Source organism: Fontimonas thermophila, from assembly GCF_900113085.1.
Taxonomy (GTDB): Bacteria; Pseudomonadota; Gammaproteobacteria; order Nevskiales; family Nevskiaceae; genus Solimonas; species Solimonas thermophila.
Window position 1 is genome coordinate 62,144 of the sequence record NZ_FOOC01000005.1, and the last position, 14,983, is coordinate 77,126.

The window sequence follows — 14,983 nt, forward strand, 5'->3', positions numbered from 1 at the left end:
ACTCACCCCGCCCGGTTCATTTTCGTATCGAGTTCTGCGGCAACCGAACGCCAGGCCAAACGCAGATCCTGGATACTCATTGAAGCTCCACTGTCTTTCGGCAGGGAATGCGGGAACGCAGCGGCCTGCAACACCAAGCCGGCTTTCGTTTTGAGCAGCTTCCAGCGCAGCGGGCTTGGCATGCGCCCGCCACCGGCAAAGCCGAGCGCCTCTCGCAGGTCTTTCTGTCGCTTGAGGCTGCCGCGCACCTCGCGCCGCCAGCGGGCGCTTTGTGCCATCGCTTCGTCCCAGGTTTTGAAGAAGGTGCGGCTTTGCCAAAGCATCAGCCCAACGTCATCGTTGCCCAGTGCTGCGGCCCAATCCCGTTCCAAACAGCTGTCGAGCGGCTGCGCGTATTGGCGTAACTCTTTAATGGTCAGTGCCTCGCAGCCTTCGATGTGCACCGAACCCCAGCCCCCACGTGAGCGACTGCCGAGCGTGGCGAAGCGGTGCATGAGCCGCAGCGTGCGCGCGATCATTTCGCCTTCGTTGTCAGGGTACGCCAGAGCCAGAACTCGAGCTTCTTCCGCTTCCAGCCGGTTGCGATCGGGTAGGCCGTTGCCTCGCTTGATCAGCCCAAACCGGGCGTGACTCGTGTCCAGATTGGCTTTGAGAGGCTCAACGCCAGTCTTGTTGCCTTTGCCCCAGACAGCCTCTGAGGTCTTGGGTACGGTACCCGGCGCTGGCAGCAACCGCAGCCGAACCCTGCTTTGGCGCGCAGCGACATTTTTTCCACGTTCGTCAAGGTCGCCCTCCAGCCACGCATGCCCGAACAGCAACCCCTCCTCCCGCCGCATGTCCGCAACGTTGATGTCGTAGCCACGATCGGCGGCATAGGCCACGCGCCACCACTCGCGCAGGGCGTGCTTGATCGGCGGCGTACGCCAGCGGGCGTTTTGTTCGGCATCACCCAAGAAGGCGGGTGTCAGAAATCGCAGGGTGTATTCCGCAGTCTGCATGGAGACATTACGAGTGGAAGCGGTCGAATTCATGGCGTGCACTATCTCCTGCTCGGGTGTCCAAGAACATGTTTGGCAAGCTTTCCGCCACCCAATCTCAAAGCGTGGGCTTTCTGTGGCAGTGAGCGAACAGGCAAAACCACCTGCCCTCCTTGCTAGCCGGCGCTCTGCTCAAACTATCAGCCGGATATGCACTCGTTGAGATCAGAGTGCCAACAACCGCACAGCTCGAACGAAACACGGCCCGGTTCAGGTGGATCAGAAACACCACGGCACGCCGGCACCGCCCGGCACAAGCCCATGCCGTAATCGAACCAGACGGATTCTTGCGAAGAATGGCGCGCGCAAGCCACGCAGGGACAATCGCCGTGGCTCGCGAATGAGGATACCGCTGGTGCCGAAGGAGAGACTCGAACTCTCACGAGGGGTTGCCTCGGCGGATTTTGAGTCCGCTGCGTCTACCGATTCCGCCACTTCGGCGCGGGCGCGCATTATACGGTGCGCAACGGCGCGCACGGGCAGCCACCCATGGCGCGAACCGCCGGTTCAGATCTTGAAATCGATGCGTAGGCCGGCGTGATAGCCGTAGATACGGGCCGAGTTCTGAGCGCGGAAGACCGTGCCGCCGCCGCCGATGCGCAGCTCCCATTCGTCGCCGACGTACAGCGGCAGATCGGCGTTGACACCGAAACTCACCCCGCCCAGCGACTCGGAGGCATTGGCGCGTTCGAGGTCGGTCTGGGCATACCCCACCGACGCGCTGACTTCGATCAAGTCGAACAGCACACCCGTGGGCACGAGATAAATGCCGTAGAAGCGATCGGTGCGGTATTCATCCGCATCGAGCGATTCGCTATCGGTGGTGCCGATGCCGAACTGCACCTCCGCGCCCATTTGGTCAAACAGGCGGATGCCGGCACGCAGACGGTACATGCCCGAATCGAGCTGGTCGCTGCCGAACGCAGTCTTGAGCGCGGTTTTGGAGAACGAGGCTGTGGTCCAGACGTAGTCGGCGCCCAGATACAGCGGTACCGGTTCGTCGGCAGATGCTCCGCCACCGGAGGTTTCAGCGGAACCGCCGACGTCGCTGGCCGCCGTCTCGGTGGCTTCGTCGGTAGCCATCGATGCGTCGGCCGCCGGCTCCGGGACTTCCGACACAGCAGTGTCGGACGATGAGTCGCTGGCCGCATCCGCAGCCGCCGTATCATCCGTGGCGATGCCGCCGGATGCGGCCTCGCTTGGTGTATCCCCGGCCATCTCCCCATCGGTGATCGCGGCGCCGGCAGGGTCTTCGGCATAGGCCCCGTTTCCATCGTCTTGTGCCTGCGCCGATGCCATGACCGCGGTCAGCAGGCATGCCATCCACACCACCGGTCGTTTTTTCATGTGCAGTCTCCCCAATTCGCGGCATGGTTGTGATTCGGCGCAGATGTTTACCGATTTTTCCACGCAAATCCACTTCAGCCGTTATAGTGCCGTGGCCATTTCCGAGCCCCCTATGCATGCCGAGATTCGCTACTGCAATGTCTGTGGTCAGCCGGTCGAGTTTCGCATTCCGCCGGGGGACCATTTGCCACGCCATGTGTGCACGCGCTGCGGACATGTGCAGTACCGCAATCCCAAAGTGATCGTCGGCGTGATCCCCGAGTGGGGGGATGGACGCGTGCTGATGTGCCGGCGCAACATCGAACCGCGGCTGGGATTGTGGACGTTCCCGGCGGGTTTCATGGAGCAAGGAGAAACCAGCGCGGCCGGTGCCGCACGTGAGGCGCGCGAGGAATCGCGCGCGGAGGTCGAAGTCGGGCCACTGCTGATGGTGATCAACGTGCCTTACGTGAGTCAGGTTTACATGATCCACCGCGGGCGCCTGCTGTCACCGCATTTCGGCCCGACGCCGGAAAGTTCGGAGGTCGTGTTGATGGCGGAGTCCGAAATTCCCTGGGACAAGATCGCGTTCCCGACCATCTGGCACGGTCTGCGTGCATTTTTCGAGGATCGTCGCCGCGGCGTGTGGACGACGCACGTGCTCGATCTGACCCAGCGCCCGCGCCCGCCGCGGCAAGCGGAAGTTCCCGGCGATGACCCGGTCGGCGATGCCTGACACAGGCAAGACCCCGCCGCGCGCAAGACAGGCGGAGACAACGCGTACAGGGGGATGCGCGCCCTCCATTCGGCGGAGATCGGTCCTGGCGATGATCGTTTAAACTACGGCGCCCGCCATGCCTCGATCACGAGTGTGTCATGACTTTCGTCGTCACCGAGAACTGCATCAAGTGCAAGTACACTGACTGTGTGGAAGTCTGCCCGGTGGATTGTTTCCACGAGGGGCCGAATTTTCTCGTGATCGATCCGGAAGAGTGCATTGACTGCACGCTGTGCGAGCCGGAATGCCCGGCCGAGGCGATTTTCGCCGAGGATGACTTGCCGCCCGAGCAGGCGCATTTCAAGGAACTCAATGCCGAGCTCAGCAAGCAGTGGCCGGTGATCACCGAGCGCAAGGAGCCGCCAGCAGACGCCAAGGACTGGGACGGCAAACCCAATAAACTGGCTTTGCTCGAACGCTGACCCGATCGGGGTAAAGGTACGTGGCACCCACGCAGCGGCGTGATCGCGTCCGGCCCGCTCATTCGCCGAGCTCGACCCAGCGCAGGTCCGGATTCTCAATCAGCGGCAGATACAGCGCCGCGCGCAGCGGCCGTTGCCGGTCGAGCTGGCGTAAGGCCGCGCAGTAGCCGAGGAGCTGCGCGCGGTAGCGTTGCAGTTCCTGGCGCACGAATGCGGCCGCATCCCCGCCCTCGTGCACGCTGGTCTTGAAGTCGACCACCCAGCGCACACCGTCGGCATCGACGAAACTGCGATCGACGACCAACCGGCGCAGCCGCCCGCCGAGCACCGTGCTCAGCGCAAGTTCGCTGACAGCATCGCGATGCGAGGGATCGAGCAGCCAGCGCCCGCGCGCATCGGTGAGGGTATTGCACAGCGCCTCTCGCACCCGTGCCGCGGCGGCGGCCACACGTGCGGCCGGCACACCCTCGCGGCGCAACTCCGCACGCAGGGCGGCGTCGAGGCTCGCGCAACGGGCCGGATCCCAGCGCGCAAGGCCATCCTCGGCGATGAACTGGATCCAGCGGTGAAAGACGATGCCGACACAGCGCGCCGTTTCGCCCGCCCAGTCGAAGCGCAGGGTTTCCCCGGCATCGCTGGCGATGGCCTCGGGCAGCGGCAAGCCCGGCGGCGGCTCAGGCGCTGACCAGTCCAGCAAACGCCGCAGCGGCGGCTCAGGCGGCGGCTCCGCCGCGGCATTTGCCGCCGGTGCACCGGCTGACAAGGCCTGCTGGAAGTCTTCGGCAAGCGCAGGCCACAAGCGGGCCAGCAGGCTACCGGACCGGGGCGGACGAACCTCTCCGCCGTCGGGCGCACGCGTAAGCTCGCCGAGCAAATGCAGATGGCGACGTGCGCGTGTGGTGGCGACATAGAGCAGCCGCGCATCCTCGAGCCGCTGTTTGTCGGCATCGAGAGTGCGCACGAATTCATAGATGGCATCGCGCTCATCGCCCGTGGCATGCACCGGCGCCAGCACGAGACGGACGTTGCCACCAACGTCGCTGAGCTGTGCCCAGATCACCGGTGGCTGTTCATCCACGCGCGTGCTGCGACCCAGCCCCGGCACGATGACGGTGTCGAACTCCAGCCCCTTCGATTTGTGGATGGTCATCAGCGTGACCGTTCCGGCAGCATCCGCATCCGGACTGGCCTTGAGCGCCTCAAGTGCGCGGTCGAGCGCGGCGAGATCATCGAGCTGTGCGCCGGGCGCCAACTGCTGCAGGCAATTAAAGAACGCTGCGGCATCGGCAAGCGCCGCCTCGCTCCCGACACAGGCCGGACCACCGAGCGCAAGCCAGGTGGATTCGACCCAGCGGCGCAGCGGCCATCGCCCCTGCTCGGCGACCGCGGCCTCGAGCACGCGCAGCACCGGAGCAAGGCGCGCGCGCCCATCCTCGCTCAGCCGCGTCCAACACTCATGGTCGCGCAGCGCCGCGAGCACCGGCCGGTGTTGCGGCCATTGCGCATACAGTGCGTGCAGGTCGGCGAGCGTTAAACCGCACCAGGGTGCACGCAGTAGCGCGAGCCAGGCCGTGCGCTCCATCGGATGCAGCAGCGCCCGGGTCAACGCACGCAAATCGTCGATCACCGGCCGCTCGGCCAGGCTTTCGATATCGACCGCGCGGTAAGCGATCCCGGCGGCACGCAGTGCCGGCACGATCTGCTCGAGATGGCCGCGGCTGCGTACGAGAATGGCGATGCTGGCCTGGGCATCGGCCGCATGCTGCGCGCGCACGATCTCGACCACGCGCGCAGCCTCGGCGTTGGCGTCGGCAAAAGCATGCAGCGTCACCGCCGGTGATGCATCGGCGCCACGGGTTGCGATGGCGGCGCTGTAAGGCACCGCGCTGCGATTGGGGTCGGCACGCTGCGGCAGCACGCGCGGAAAAACGGCGTTGACCCAGTCCACGATCCCAGCCTGCGAGCGGAAGTTGCAGCGCAGCGTCAGCGGCTCGAGGCGCAGCGGCCCGATGCCGTCACGCCATGCGCGCAGATACAGGCCGACGTCGGCCTCGCGGAACCGGTAGATGCTCTGCATGGGATCGCCGACGATGAACAGCGTGCGGCCATCGCCCGCGCTCCAGCCGGCGGTCAGCCGTAGCAGCAACTGCCATTGCAGCTCCGAGGTGTCCTGGAATTCGTCGATCAGCAGATGGCGCAGGCGATAATCGAGGCGCAGGGCCAGGTCGCTGGGCTCTGCGGGATCGCCGAGCGCAGCGACCGCCTGCATCGCAACTTCGGCGAAATCCACCTCGCCGCGCGTAGCGAAGACGATCCGCAGATGCGCAGCGGCCAGGCGCAGGGTTTCGAGCAGCGCCTGCAGCACCTCCCACTGCGCGTCCGCGTAGCGCGGCGCCGGCAACCTGCGCACGGCCTGGAGCGCCTCGAGCAGACCCGGGCATTGCGCCAGCTGTTCGATCAGCTCCAGATGCGCCTGCTTGCGCGCTCCGGCGTCGGCAGTGCCAGAAACAAAGCCTTGCCGCTTGTCGACCTTTTGCCGCCAGTTCCCCTGCTGGGTGCACACCAGATCGATCAGCGCAAGCCACTGGTGCAGGTAGGCAGCCCGCGGCTCTGGCCACCCCGCGCGGCGCACCCCGTGCAACGGATGTACCGCATCCCCGGGTGCAAGGACAGAAGCGACATACGCGGCCGATTCGCACCACCGCGCGGCGAGATCCGGCGGCACCAGATCGGCACACCGGTGCAGCGCATCGTCGATGATCCATTCGAGAGTCTCTTGCAGCACGTCGCGCGCGTGGTCGGCGCGGCCATCCTGCGTCACCAGGCGCAGCCACTGGTCGCGCCGCGCCAGCAGGCGCACGAGCTGCTGTTCGAGCACGCCCACGCGGTTGTCGAAGTGGCGCAGCACGCGCGCCAGGACCGGAGCATACGGGGGATCGTGTTCGAGCGATTGGATTAATGTGCGCGCGGCCTCGCGGTACAAAGGCTCGGCGAGTTCGGTGACCGTGATGCGTCCGCCAAAACCCGTGGTCAGCGGCGACTGCTGCGCGATCTGCGCGCACAGGGCATCGATCGTGAGAATACGCAGGCGCTGCGGGTTGTCCTCGAGCCGCCAGTTGCAGCGGCGCGAGCGCTCGAGCACCGCGCGTGCCAGCTCCCAGGTCAAGCGCTTGTGGGCGTCCTCTGGCGGCAGGTCGTCGAGCGCGCGGCGGATCGACGCAAACAGGCGCTGACGCATTTCCGCGGCCGCCTTGCGCGTGAACGTCATCGCGACGACCTCTTCGGGCTCATCGACACGGGCGAGCAGCACCAGCAGGCGCTGGGTGAGCAGCTCGGTCTTGCCCGAGCCGGCCGGCGCCTGGACGATGAAACTGCGCGCGGGATCGAGCGCTGCCGCGCGCTCGGCGGCGTCGGCAATGTCCATACTCATGGCGCGTCCTCGTCCTCGCCGACCGCTATCCCGAACCTCTCGCGGATGCGGCAGGCAGCATGCAGATGGCAGTCGCGGCAGGACTGGCGCGGATGCTTGGGCGTGACGCTGGCGTGCCCGCGCCGGATCTCGTCCGCGAGGTTTTCCAGCTCGCCGCGCCAGCGACCCAGCAGGGCGTCCCAGCTGCCCGCATCGCGCGTGTCGCGGCAGTCGCTGTAACGGCTGATGCCCGGCGCGATGCCATGATCGGCGGCAAGTCCCTCGAACTCGACGGCACCGGCGGCGATCCGCGCGTAGGCAAGAGCTGTAACGCCCGATTCGAGCAGCGCGTAGAGCAGAAGCTGCGGCTCCTCGGGCCGGCCGTCGTGCCAGGGCGGCGGCCTGCGCGCGCCGGTCTTGTAGTCGATGACGAGCCGGGAGCCGTCCTTAAGGCGGTCGATGCGATCAGGGCGAATGCGCAGGCGCAGCCCGGCAAAAGACACGGACGGCGGGTCCGGGTCCGGATCCGGTGAAGGAGTCTCGGCCGCTGCACCTTCGAGCTGCTCGACCGTGAACATCGGCCGCTCTCTCTCGATCTTCATCCACTGCTTGAGCAGCGCGCGCAGACGCTCGGCCTCGAGCCGGTGCAGCATCGGCGGCAGGCGTTGCGGAGCCTGCCGCGCGAGGTGTTCTAGCGCCTCATCGACCGCCGCGCCGATGCGCGCATCCAATTCAGATGGCACCAGCGCAAGAAGCGTGGCCTGGTCGCGCAGATCCCGCCAGAGCGTCTCGAGTGCGCGGTGCACGACAACGCCGCGGTCGATCGGCTTCGGCCCATAACCCGGCTCCTCGAGCGCACGCACGCCAAGCCGATGCGTGGCAAAGGCCCGGAATGGACAGCGCGCCTGGTCGCCGAGCAGGCGGGTGCCACCCGGGATCACCCGCGCTTTGTCAGGCGGTGGTGCATACGCATCGGGCAGGTGAACCTCGCGCCCGCACCGGGCGGCTGCACGCCAAGCCGGCGCAAAGATATCGACAGACCGCGCGGTTGCCTGTGCCGCCTCGGCATGAATCAGCGGGCTTGGCGCCAGCGCCCGATCCTCATCCATTGCCGGCCAGCTGAACACGACCTCGCGCGCGCAGCACCGCCAGCCCTGCGTCACGCGCTCGGCCCAGTGCAGCGCCACCGCGGCGCTGGCCCGCGGCATGCGCACACGGCGCTGCAATTCAAAGGGGATGAACGGATGCGGCCGACCTTGCGCCGGCCAGCGTTCGTCGTCGAGACCGACCACCCACAGTGCATCAAAATCCAGCCCGCGCGCCTCCAGCGCACCGAGCACGTGGATGTTGACCGGCGGGGTCTGCGGCTGGAACACGCGCTGGCGTGCGAGATGCTCGAGCTGGACATACGCCTCCGATGCGCTGATCGCACCGACGATGCCGCCGAACGTGCCGAGTGTACGCAGCAGTTCACGCCAGGCCTGGACTGCCTGATATTCGGCGCTGTCGAGCGGGCGCGCACCGGGCCAGCCGGCCACCTCGAGCCAGACGGAGAAGCGCTCCGCCCAGTCACCGGGATCGGCCTTGCCGTGTGCGCGGCATCGCGCGCAGAGCTGCTGCCAGCGCGCCTGCAGCGCTTCGTCGTGCAGCGTCAGCTGCTGCAGTAACGGCAGATCGACATGCAAATGCCCCTGCTCGCGCAAGCGCCGATCGATGTCGGCGCGGCGCAGATGCTCATCCTCGCTTGCGCCCCAGTACGGCGCGCACAGCAGCATACTGGCCTGGGCCCAGTCCAGCCCCTCGACGCACAGGCGCAGCAAAGCGAGCGCGGTGTGCACGAGCCCGATGTCGGCGAGTTGCGCCCCCAGCGTCAGATTGTAGGGCCGCTCGCCGTGTCGGGCCGGCAGTGCAGCAAGCGCAGGGCAGAGCGTTTCATCGAAGATGCGCAGCACGTCGGCGCGGCGCGCATCCAGATCGGGCACGATGACGCCCAGCCGCGCCTGCGGGTCGGTCCGTGCCCGCTCGGCAACCCACTGGGCAGCAGCGCGCAGCTCTTGATCAGCGGTTGGTGCAACGACGGCCTGTATCTGCGCCGCATGCGCCGGTGGATTCAGGCGCCGCAAGTGCACACCGGCGGCACGCAGCGCCTCGAACAGCCTGTACAACCACGGCAGAGGATCGTCGAAGCCGGCGAGCACGATGTCGGCAGGCACGGGCAGCTCGCCACGCTCGACCTGCTCGATGAGCTGGGCACGCTCTTCGGCGGCATCGATGCGCTGCAACCGCACACAGTGCTGCCGGTACGCCCCGGACCAGGCATTGAAGCGCTCGACATCGGGGCTGCTCGCGGGCAGCGGCAGGGGGAGACGGTAGTCGTGGCACAACTGCCAGGCCTCGGCGGCCAGCCGCGCCGCTTCGGCTTCGCGCAGCAGCGGCGCCTCGTGGCGCGTCTCGGCGACCACGCGTTGCCAGAGCAACTCGGATTCGGCCGCGCTCAGCACCGGCAGCAGCACCTGCCCCGCGAGCACGCGACAAGGACGTACGCGCTCGGCGAGTCTGCGCAGGAAAGCTTCGGGTGTGAGCACATCAGGGGTCGGCCAGACCGTGCAGCCATGCTGTGCCTGCCAGGCGGCATAGCGCTCGTGCAGGTGTTGGGCCAGACGTGCGCTCGCGCACAGTACGACCAGCTGCGGCATGACACCAGAACCGCCTGATGCAAGCTGCGAGAAGAGCGCATCGCGGTCGAGCGTCGGCAGATCGTCGAACATCATCGGCAGACAGGGGATGCCATCGGTGGCTGCAGTATCGCCGCACGCGGGCTCAGAATCCGAGCCCAAAACGACAAGACCCGCATCGAGGCGGGTCTTGTCACCATATCCGTGACTTCAGCCGCGGCTGGCCAGCCGCTCGGCGAGCACCGCGGCCGGCAGATAACCGTTCACGACCTCGCCGTCGGGTAGCACGAGCATCGGCGTGCCGCGCAGGCCGAGCTCGGCGCCGAGCATCCATTCGCGCTCGACGGGGTTGTCGCAATTCGCATCGCCGGTGACCGGCATGCCGGCCTTGGCCTGCGTCAAGGCCTGCTTGCGGTCGGCGGCGCACCAGACCGCTTGCGCCTTGCGGAACGACTCGGTGTCCGGACCGCTGCGCGGGTAGAAAACGTAGCGGATCTCGATGCCGCGCTTGGTGTACTCGTCGATCTCGCGGTGCAGTTTGCGGCAGTAGCCGCAGTCGATGTCGGTGAACACGGTCACCGCATACTTGGCTTTACCGTTCTGCGGTCCGAAGACGATCATGTTGTCTTCGCCCAGGGCCTCGAGCTTGGCGATGCGGTCGCGCTTGCGCTTGTTCTCGGTCAGGCTGACGCCCTTGGTGAGATCGATCAAATCGCCTTCGATCAGATAGCGGCCATCGGCCGTGACATAGCCGAACAGCGCGCCCTGCTGGATTTCGTAGAGCCCTGGCGCATCGGCCGGGCGGATGTCCTCGGCGCGGATGTTCGGCAGCACCACGCGCACGCGCTCGCGGATCGCCTCGATGCCCGCGTCCGCGACGGCACCGGCCTGCGGTGCCTGGCTCGGCTCGACGGTGGGTTTCTTCGGGTCGTATGGTGGGGCACATGCAGCCACGGCACTGGCCAGCACAGCGGCAAGGAGCGGATGGCGGATCGGATTCATGAACGGTCCTGCAAAGAATCGGAAGCGTGATTATGACAGCAGCGTGGGGCGCAGATTCCCTGCCCCGCCGGCGCGCTCAGGCGCGCGGATGATGCCGGGCATGGATCTCGCGCAGACGGGCGCGGGCAACGTGGGTGTAGATCTGGGTCGTCGACAGATCGGCATGGCCCAGCAGCGATTGCAGCACCCGCAGATCTGCACCGTGGTCGAGCAGGTGTGTCGCAAAGGCATGGCGCAGCGTATGCGGAGACAAGGGCGTGCGGATGCCGGCCGCTGCTGCGTAGCGTTTGATCAGGTGCCAGAAATTGTGCCGGGTCATGGCCTGCCCACGCGCGGTGAGAAACAGGGCATCGACGCTGCGGCCGTCGGCGAGCGCCGGACGGGCGCGCTGCACGTAGCGGCGCAACCAGTCGAGCGCGATCTCGCCGATCGGCACCAGACGCTCCTTGCCGCCCTTGCCGACCACCTGCACGACACCGGCGCGCAGATCGACGCTGGCCGCCTTGAGCCCGACCAGTTCGCTGACGCGCAGCCCGCTGGCATACATCAGTTCCAGCATCGCGCGGTCTCGCAATCCGAGATCCGTCGTCGCATCCGGCGCCGCGAGCAGGCGTTCGACCTCCTCCTCCGACAGATGCTTGGGCAGGCGCAGTCCGAGCCTGGGGGAGTCCAGACGCGCGGTCGGATCGTCCTGGCGCTGCTGGTCGGCATGCAGGTGGCGGTAAAACTGGCGCAGTGCCGACAGTAACCGCGCCTGCGACCGCGGCGCGAGGACGCGGGCAGCGAGATAGGCCTTGATCTCGACCTCTCCGGCCGTGGTCAGCGCAGTGCCGCGCACACGCAGCCAGCGCGCGAACAAGCGCAGGTCGGAGCGGTAGCTCGCCTGGGTATTGGCCGACAAGCCTCGCTCCAGCCACAAGCGATCGAGGAAGCGCTCGATCGCCGCATCATCCTCGGCGGACGGCCGCTCAGCCAGGGCATGGGGTAAATCCAGTGATTTCACGACAGGGGAGCTTACACGGCAGCCGGCGTTCCCGTGTGCATGACCGCACCGTGATAATACGCATATGCTCAGACGCCTGTTCGATGCGCTCTATGCGCCGCTCGCCACCCTCATCGTCGTCCCGGTCACCGTGCTTGTCTGTCTCATCGTCATTGCCGGACCGACGCTTCCGATCCGTCGCGAACTCGGCCGCGCCGGCGTGCGGCTGATGCTGGCGAGCATCGGCGTGCCGCTGCGGGTGCGTGGCCGCGAGCATCTGCCGCAAGGTCCGTGCATCGTCGTCGCCAACCACGCCAGCTATCTCGACGGGCTGGTGCTGACTGCGGCATTGCCGCGCACGTTCAGCTTCGTCGTCCAGGACGGCGCCGCGAACTGGCCGTTGATCGGCCTGACCCTGCGGCGCATGGGCGTGATCTTCGTCAACCGCGCATCGGCCCTGCAGAGCGCCCGCCTGACCCGGCAGCTGATCCGCCGCCTGCACGATGGCGAGCCACTCGCGATCTTCGCCGAGGGCACGTTCAGGGCAGAGCCCGGTTTGCTGCCGTTCAAGAACGGGGCCTTTCTGATCGCGGCGCGCACGCACACGCCGGTGGTGCCGGCCGGCATCCGCGGAACACGCCGGCTCTACGGCGGCGACCGCCGCCTGCCGCGCTGGAGTGCGGTCGAGATCGTATTCCGGCCACCTTTGCGCGCCACTGGCAGCGACCGCGAAGCGGCGCTACGCCTGCGCGACCTCACCCGCCAGCACGTCCTGGCACTGTGCGGAGAACCCGACCGGCATCTGGCGCCATCGGCGGCGGACGCCGACCTCTGAATCGGCTATCCTGCGCGCCCCGCGCATCGATCCGGACGGACCTGTGCGCGGCACGCCCACCGCAGCAGATCCACGGATGATTCTCAGCAGACGCCGTTCCCGCGGCTGGACCAACTGGTCCGGCACCGTGCGCTGCGAACCCTCGCACTGCGCACACCCGGTCACTGTCGAGCAAATCCAGGCCGAAGTGCTGCGCACCGCCGAGGAAGGCCAGCGTCTGCGGGTGATCGGCAGCGGCCATTCGTTCTCGCCGCTGTGCTGGACCGACGAGAACCACCTCGCGCTGGACCGCTTCACCGGAATCGAGTCCACCGACTTCGAACGCAAGCGCGTCTGGGTGCGTGCCGGCACCCGGCTCGGCCGTCTCGTCGAACATCTGGCCGACCGCGGTCTTGCGCTCGCAACCGTGCCCAGCCATCGCGGGATCACACTCGGCGGCGCGTTGGCGACCGGCACCCACGGGTCGGGGGCACACTTGGGCAATCTGGCCGCGCAGGTCACCGGGCTGCGTCTGATCTGCGCCGATGGCGCCGTGCGCACGGTCTCCTCCGATCAGGATCCCGACCTCTTCCATGCCGCCGCCGTATCGCTGGGCGCACTGGGCGTGATCACGCATGCCGAGCTGCAATGCGTCGATGATCACCGGCTTGCCGTCACCTGCGAGGCGATGACACTGGCGGAAATGCTCGAACGTCTCGATCAACTCCAGCGCGACCATCGCCACTGCGAGTTTCTCTGGTTTGTTCACACCGATACCGTCGTGCTGCGCCGTTTTGACGTGACGGATGCACTGCCGACGCTGCTTGCGCCGGTCAAACACGTGCTGCGCCGTGGCGCCCATGCGTTGATGTTCCGCGGCATGGCCGAGACCACGCGCCGGCTGCCCGCCCTGACCGGCGCGTTCGACCGTCTGACGGCGCGCATGATCCACGGCTGCACCGACGTACTGCATGCGCGCGATGTCGACTCGGATCTCTGGTGCGGCCGCTTCCAGCAGCTCGAATACGCGCTGCCGGCCACCGATCTCGCGCCGGTGCTGCGCGCATTGGCGATGCTGATCAAGGCGCTTGGCATCCGCGTGCATTTTCCGTTACAGGTGCGCTTCGTCGCCGCCGATGCGCATTGGCTGTCACCGCACTACGCGCGTAACAGCGCCTGCGTGGCCGTCCCCGCCTATCCGGACATGCGCTTTGACGATTACTTCGCTCCGATCGCCGAACTCTTCGAACGTCACGACGGCCGCCCGCACTGGGGCATGATCCACGAGCTATCCGCCGAGCAACTGCGCAGCCTGTATCCGCGCTTCGACGACTTCCGCGCGCTGCGGCGGCGCTGCGATCCGCGCGGGGTGTTCTTGAACCCCTACCTCGCCACGCTCTTTGACGAACGCCTACGCTGATGTCGCCAACGCCGCTACCGCCGCGACTGCGCTACGCACACGATCTTGCGCACGGTGGCTTCGTGCACGATGCCGCACAGGCACGGGCCGTCGAGGCCCTGCAACGGATCTATGACGCGCTGGCGGCGTCGCCGCCGCGGCGCCGTTTCGGCCTGGGCCCACGGCGCTGGACGCCGGTACGCGGCCTGTATCTGTGGGGCGGGGTCGGCCGCGGCAAGACTTATCTGATGGACGCGTTCTGCGAGTCGCTGCCGGCGCAGACACGACTGCGCACGCATTTTCACCGCTTCATGCTCGACGTGCACGAGCGCCGCCGCCGCTACCCGGACGCACGCGATCCGCTCAAACTCGTCGCCGCCGAATACGCACGCACGATACGTGTGCTCTGCTTCGACGAGTTCTTCGTCTCCGACATCGCCGACGCGATGATTCTCGCGCGTCTGTTCGAGAACCTGTTCGCCCACGGATTGACGCTGGTTGCGACCAGCAACATCCCGCCGCAACGGCTCTACGAGAACGGCCTGCAGCGCGCCAATTTCCTGCCGTTCATCGATGTGCTCCAGCGCCACGTCGATGTGCTCAATGTCGATGGCGGTATCGATTACCGCCTGCGCACACTGACCCGCGCCGAGATCTATCACAGCCCCTGTGACGCGCAGGCCGAGGCCAACCTGGAGCGCTGGTTCGCCGAGCTCGCACCGGAACCGGGCCGTCCGAACGAGGCGCTGTGCATCCACGGCCGCATCATCCGCAGCCGCCGGCTCGCCGACGGCGTGGCGTGGTTCGACTTCGCACAGCTCTGCGAGGGCCCGCGCGGAGCCGCCGACTACATCGAGATCGCACGCACCCACCATACGGTGCTGCTGTCGCGCGTCCCGCAGATGACGGTCCTGCACGAGGACGCGGCACGCCGCTTCATCACGCTGGTCGATGAGTTCTACGACCGCGGCGTCAAACTGATCATCGCCGCCGACGTGCCGCAGTCCGCGCTCTATGTCGGCGAGAAGTCGCGTTTTGAGTTCCAGCGCACGCAGTCACGGCTCACCGAGATGCAGTCGCAGGAATACCTGGCGCGGCCCCATCTGCCTTGATGCGCGCGATGCGCACCGGCGCGCGGG

At 67.0% G+C, this 14,983-nt stretch carries 11 protein-coding genes and 1 tRNA gene; 5 read left to right on the plus strand and 7 right to left on the minus strand.

The genetic code is table 11. The features are described 5' to 3' along the window. Positions 1–2: 2 nt before the first annotated feature. From BMZ48_RS06515 to BMZ48_RS06525, 3 genes are all read right to left on the minus strand, one after another. Positions 3–1,031 carry an RAMP superfamily CRISPR-associated protein gene (locus tag BMZ48_RS06515; RefSeq protein ID WP_143383645.1) on the minus strand — a complete coding sequence of 343 codons (1,029 nt, stop codon included), beginning with the start codon at positions 1,029–1,031 and terminating at the stop codon, positions 3–5. Between the two features lie 359 nt (positions 1,032–1,390). Continuing rightward, a tRNA-Leu gene (locus BMZ48_RS06520) sits at positions 1,391–1,478 on the minus strand. A 66-nt stretch (positions 1,479–1,544) separates the two neighbouring features. Continuing rightward, complete coding sequence (locus BMZ48_RS06525) at positions 1,545–2,384, minus strand: outer membrane beta-barrel protein (protein ID WP_091533132.1); 840 nt, start codon at positions 2,382–2,384, stop codon at positions 1,545–1,547. A 112-nt stretch (positions 2,385–2,496) separates the two neighbouring features. On the opposite strand from BMZ48_RS06525, the gene BMZ48_RS06530 reads away from it, so the two are divergent. Beyond that, positions 2,497–3,099 (plus strand): NUDIX hydrolase, encoded by a 603-nt coding sequence (locus BMZ48_RS06530; protein WP_200769549.1) that lies wholly within the window; start codon positions 2,497–2,499, stop codon positions 3,097–3,099. 140 nt (positions 3,100–3,239) lie between these two features. Then, positions 3,240–3,563: a ferredoxin FdxA gene (fdxA, locus tag BMZ48_RS06535; RefSeq protein WP_091533134.1), complete on the plus strand. Its 324-nt coding sequence runs from the start codon at positions 3,240–3,242 to the stop codon at positions 3,561–3,563. Positions 3,564–3,621: 58 nt separating this feature from the next. On the opposite strand, the gene BMZ48_RS06540 is transcribed toward fdxA, so the two are convergent. The 4 genes from BMZ48_RS06540 to xerD form a co-directional block, all read right to left on the minus strand. Further along, complete coding sequence (locus BMZ48_RS06540; RefSeq protein ID WP_091533136.1) at positions 3,622–6,993, minus strand: UvrD-helicase domain-containing protein; 3,372 nt, start codon at positions 6,991–6,993, stop codon at positions 3,622–3,624. Then, positions 6,990–9,743, minus strand: a complete 2,754-nt coding sequence (locus BMZ48_RS06545; RefSeq protein WP_091533138.1) for a PD-(D/E)XK nuclease family protein — start codon at positions 9,741–9,743, stop codon at positions 6,990–6,992. The genes BMZ48_RS06540 and BMZ48_RS06545 overlap by 4 nt, the downstream gene beginning before the upstream one ends. Before the next feature lie 114 nt (positions 9,744–9,857). Continuing rightward, a complete protein-coding gene (locus tag BMZ48_RS06550; protein ID WP_091533139.1) occupies positions 9,858–10,649 on the minus strand; it encodes a DsbC family protein in 792 nt (263 codons plus the stop codon). Positions 10,650–10,725: 76 nt separating this feature from the next. Further along, positions 10,726–11,643, minus strand: coding sequence for a site-specific tyrosine recombinase XerD (gene xerD, locus BMZ48_RS06555; RefSeq protein ID WP_091533410.1), 918 nt, complete (start codon positions 11,641–11,643; stop codon positions 10,726–10,728). 73 nt (positions 11,644–11,716) lie between these two features. On the opposite strand from xerD, the gene BMZ48_RS06560 reads away from it, so the two are divergent. From BMZ48_RS06560 to zapE, 3 genes are all read left to right on the plus strand, one after another. Beyond that, positions 11,717–12,466 carry a lysophospholipid acyltransferase family protein gene (locus BMZ48_RS06560; protein ID WP_091533141.1) on the plus strand — a complete coding sequence of 250 codons (750 nt, stop codon included), beginning with the start codon at positions 11,717–11,719 and terminating at the stop codon, positions 12,464–12,466. Positions 12,467–12,542: 76 nt separating this feature from the next. Further along, positions 12,543–13,865, plus strand: a complete 1,323-nt coding sequence (locus tag BMZ48_RS06565; protein WP_091533143.1) for a D-arabinono-1,4-lactone oxidase — start codon at positions 12,543–12,545, stop codon at positions 13,863–13,865. Next, positions 13,865–14,956 carry a cell division protein ZapE gene (gene zapE, locus BMZ48_RS06570; RefSeq protein ID WP_091533145.1) on the plus strand — a complete coding sequence of 364 codons (1,092 nt, stop codon included), beginning with the start codon at positions 13,865–13,867 and terminating at the stop codon, positions 14,954–14,956. The genes BMZ48_RS06565 and zapE overlap by 1 nt, the downstream gene beginning before the upstream one ends. Positions 14,957–14,983: the final 27 nt, after the last annotated feature.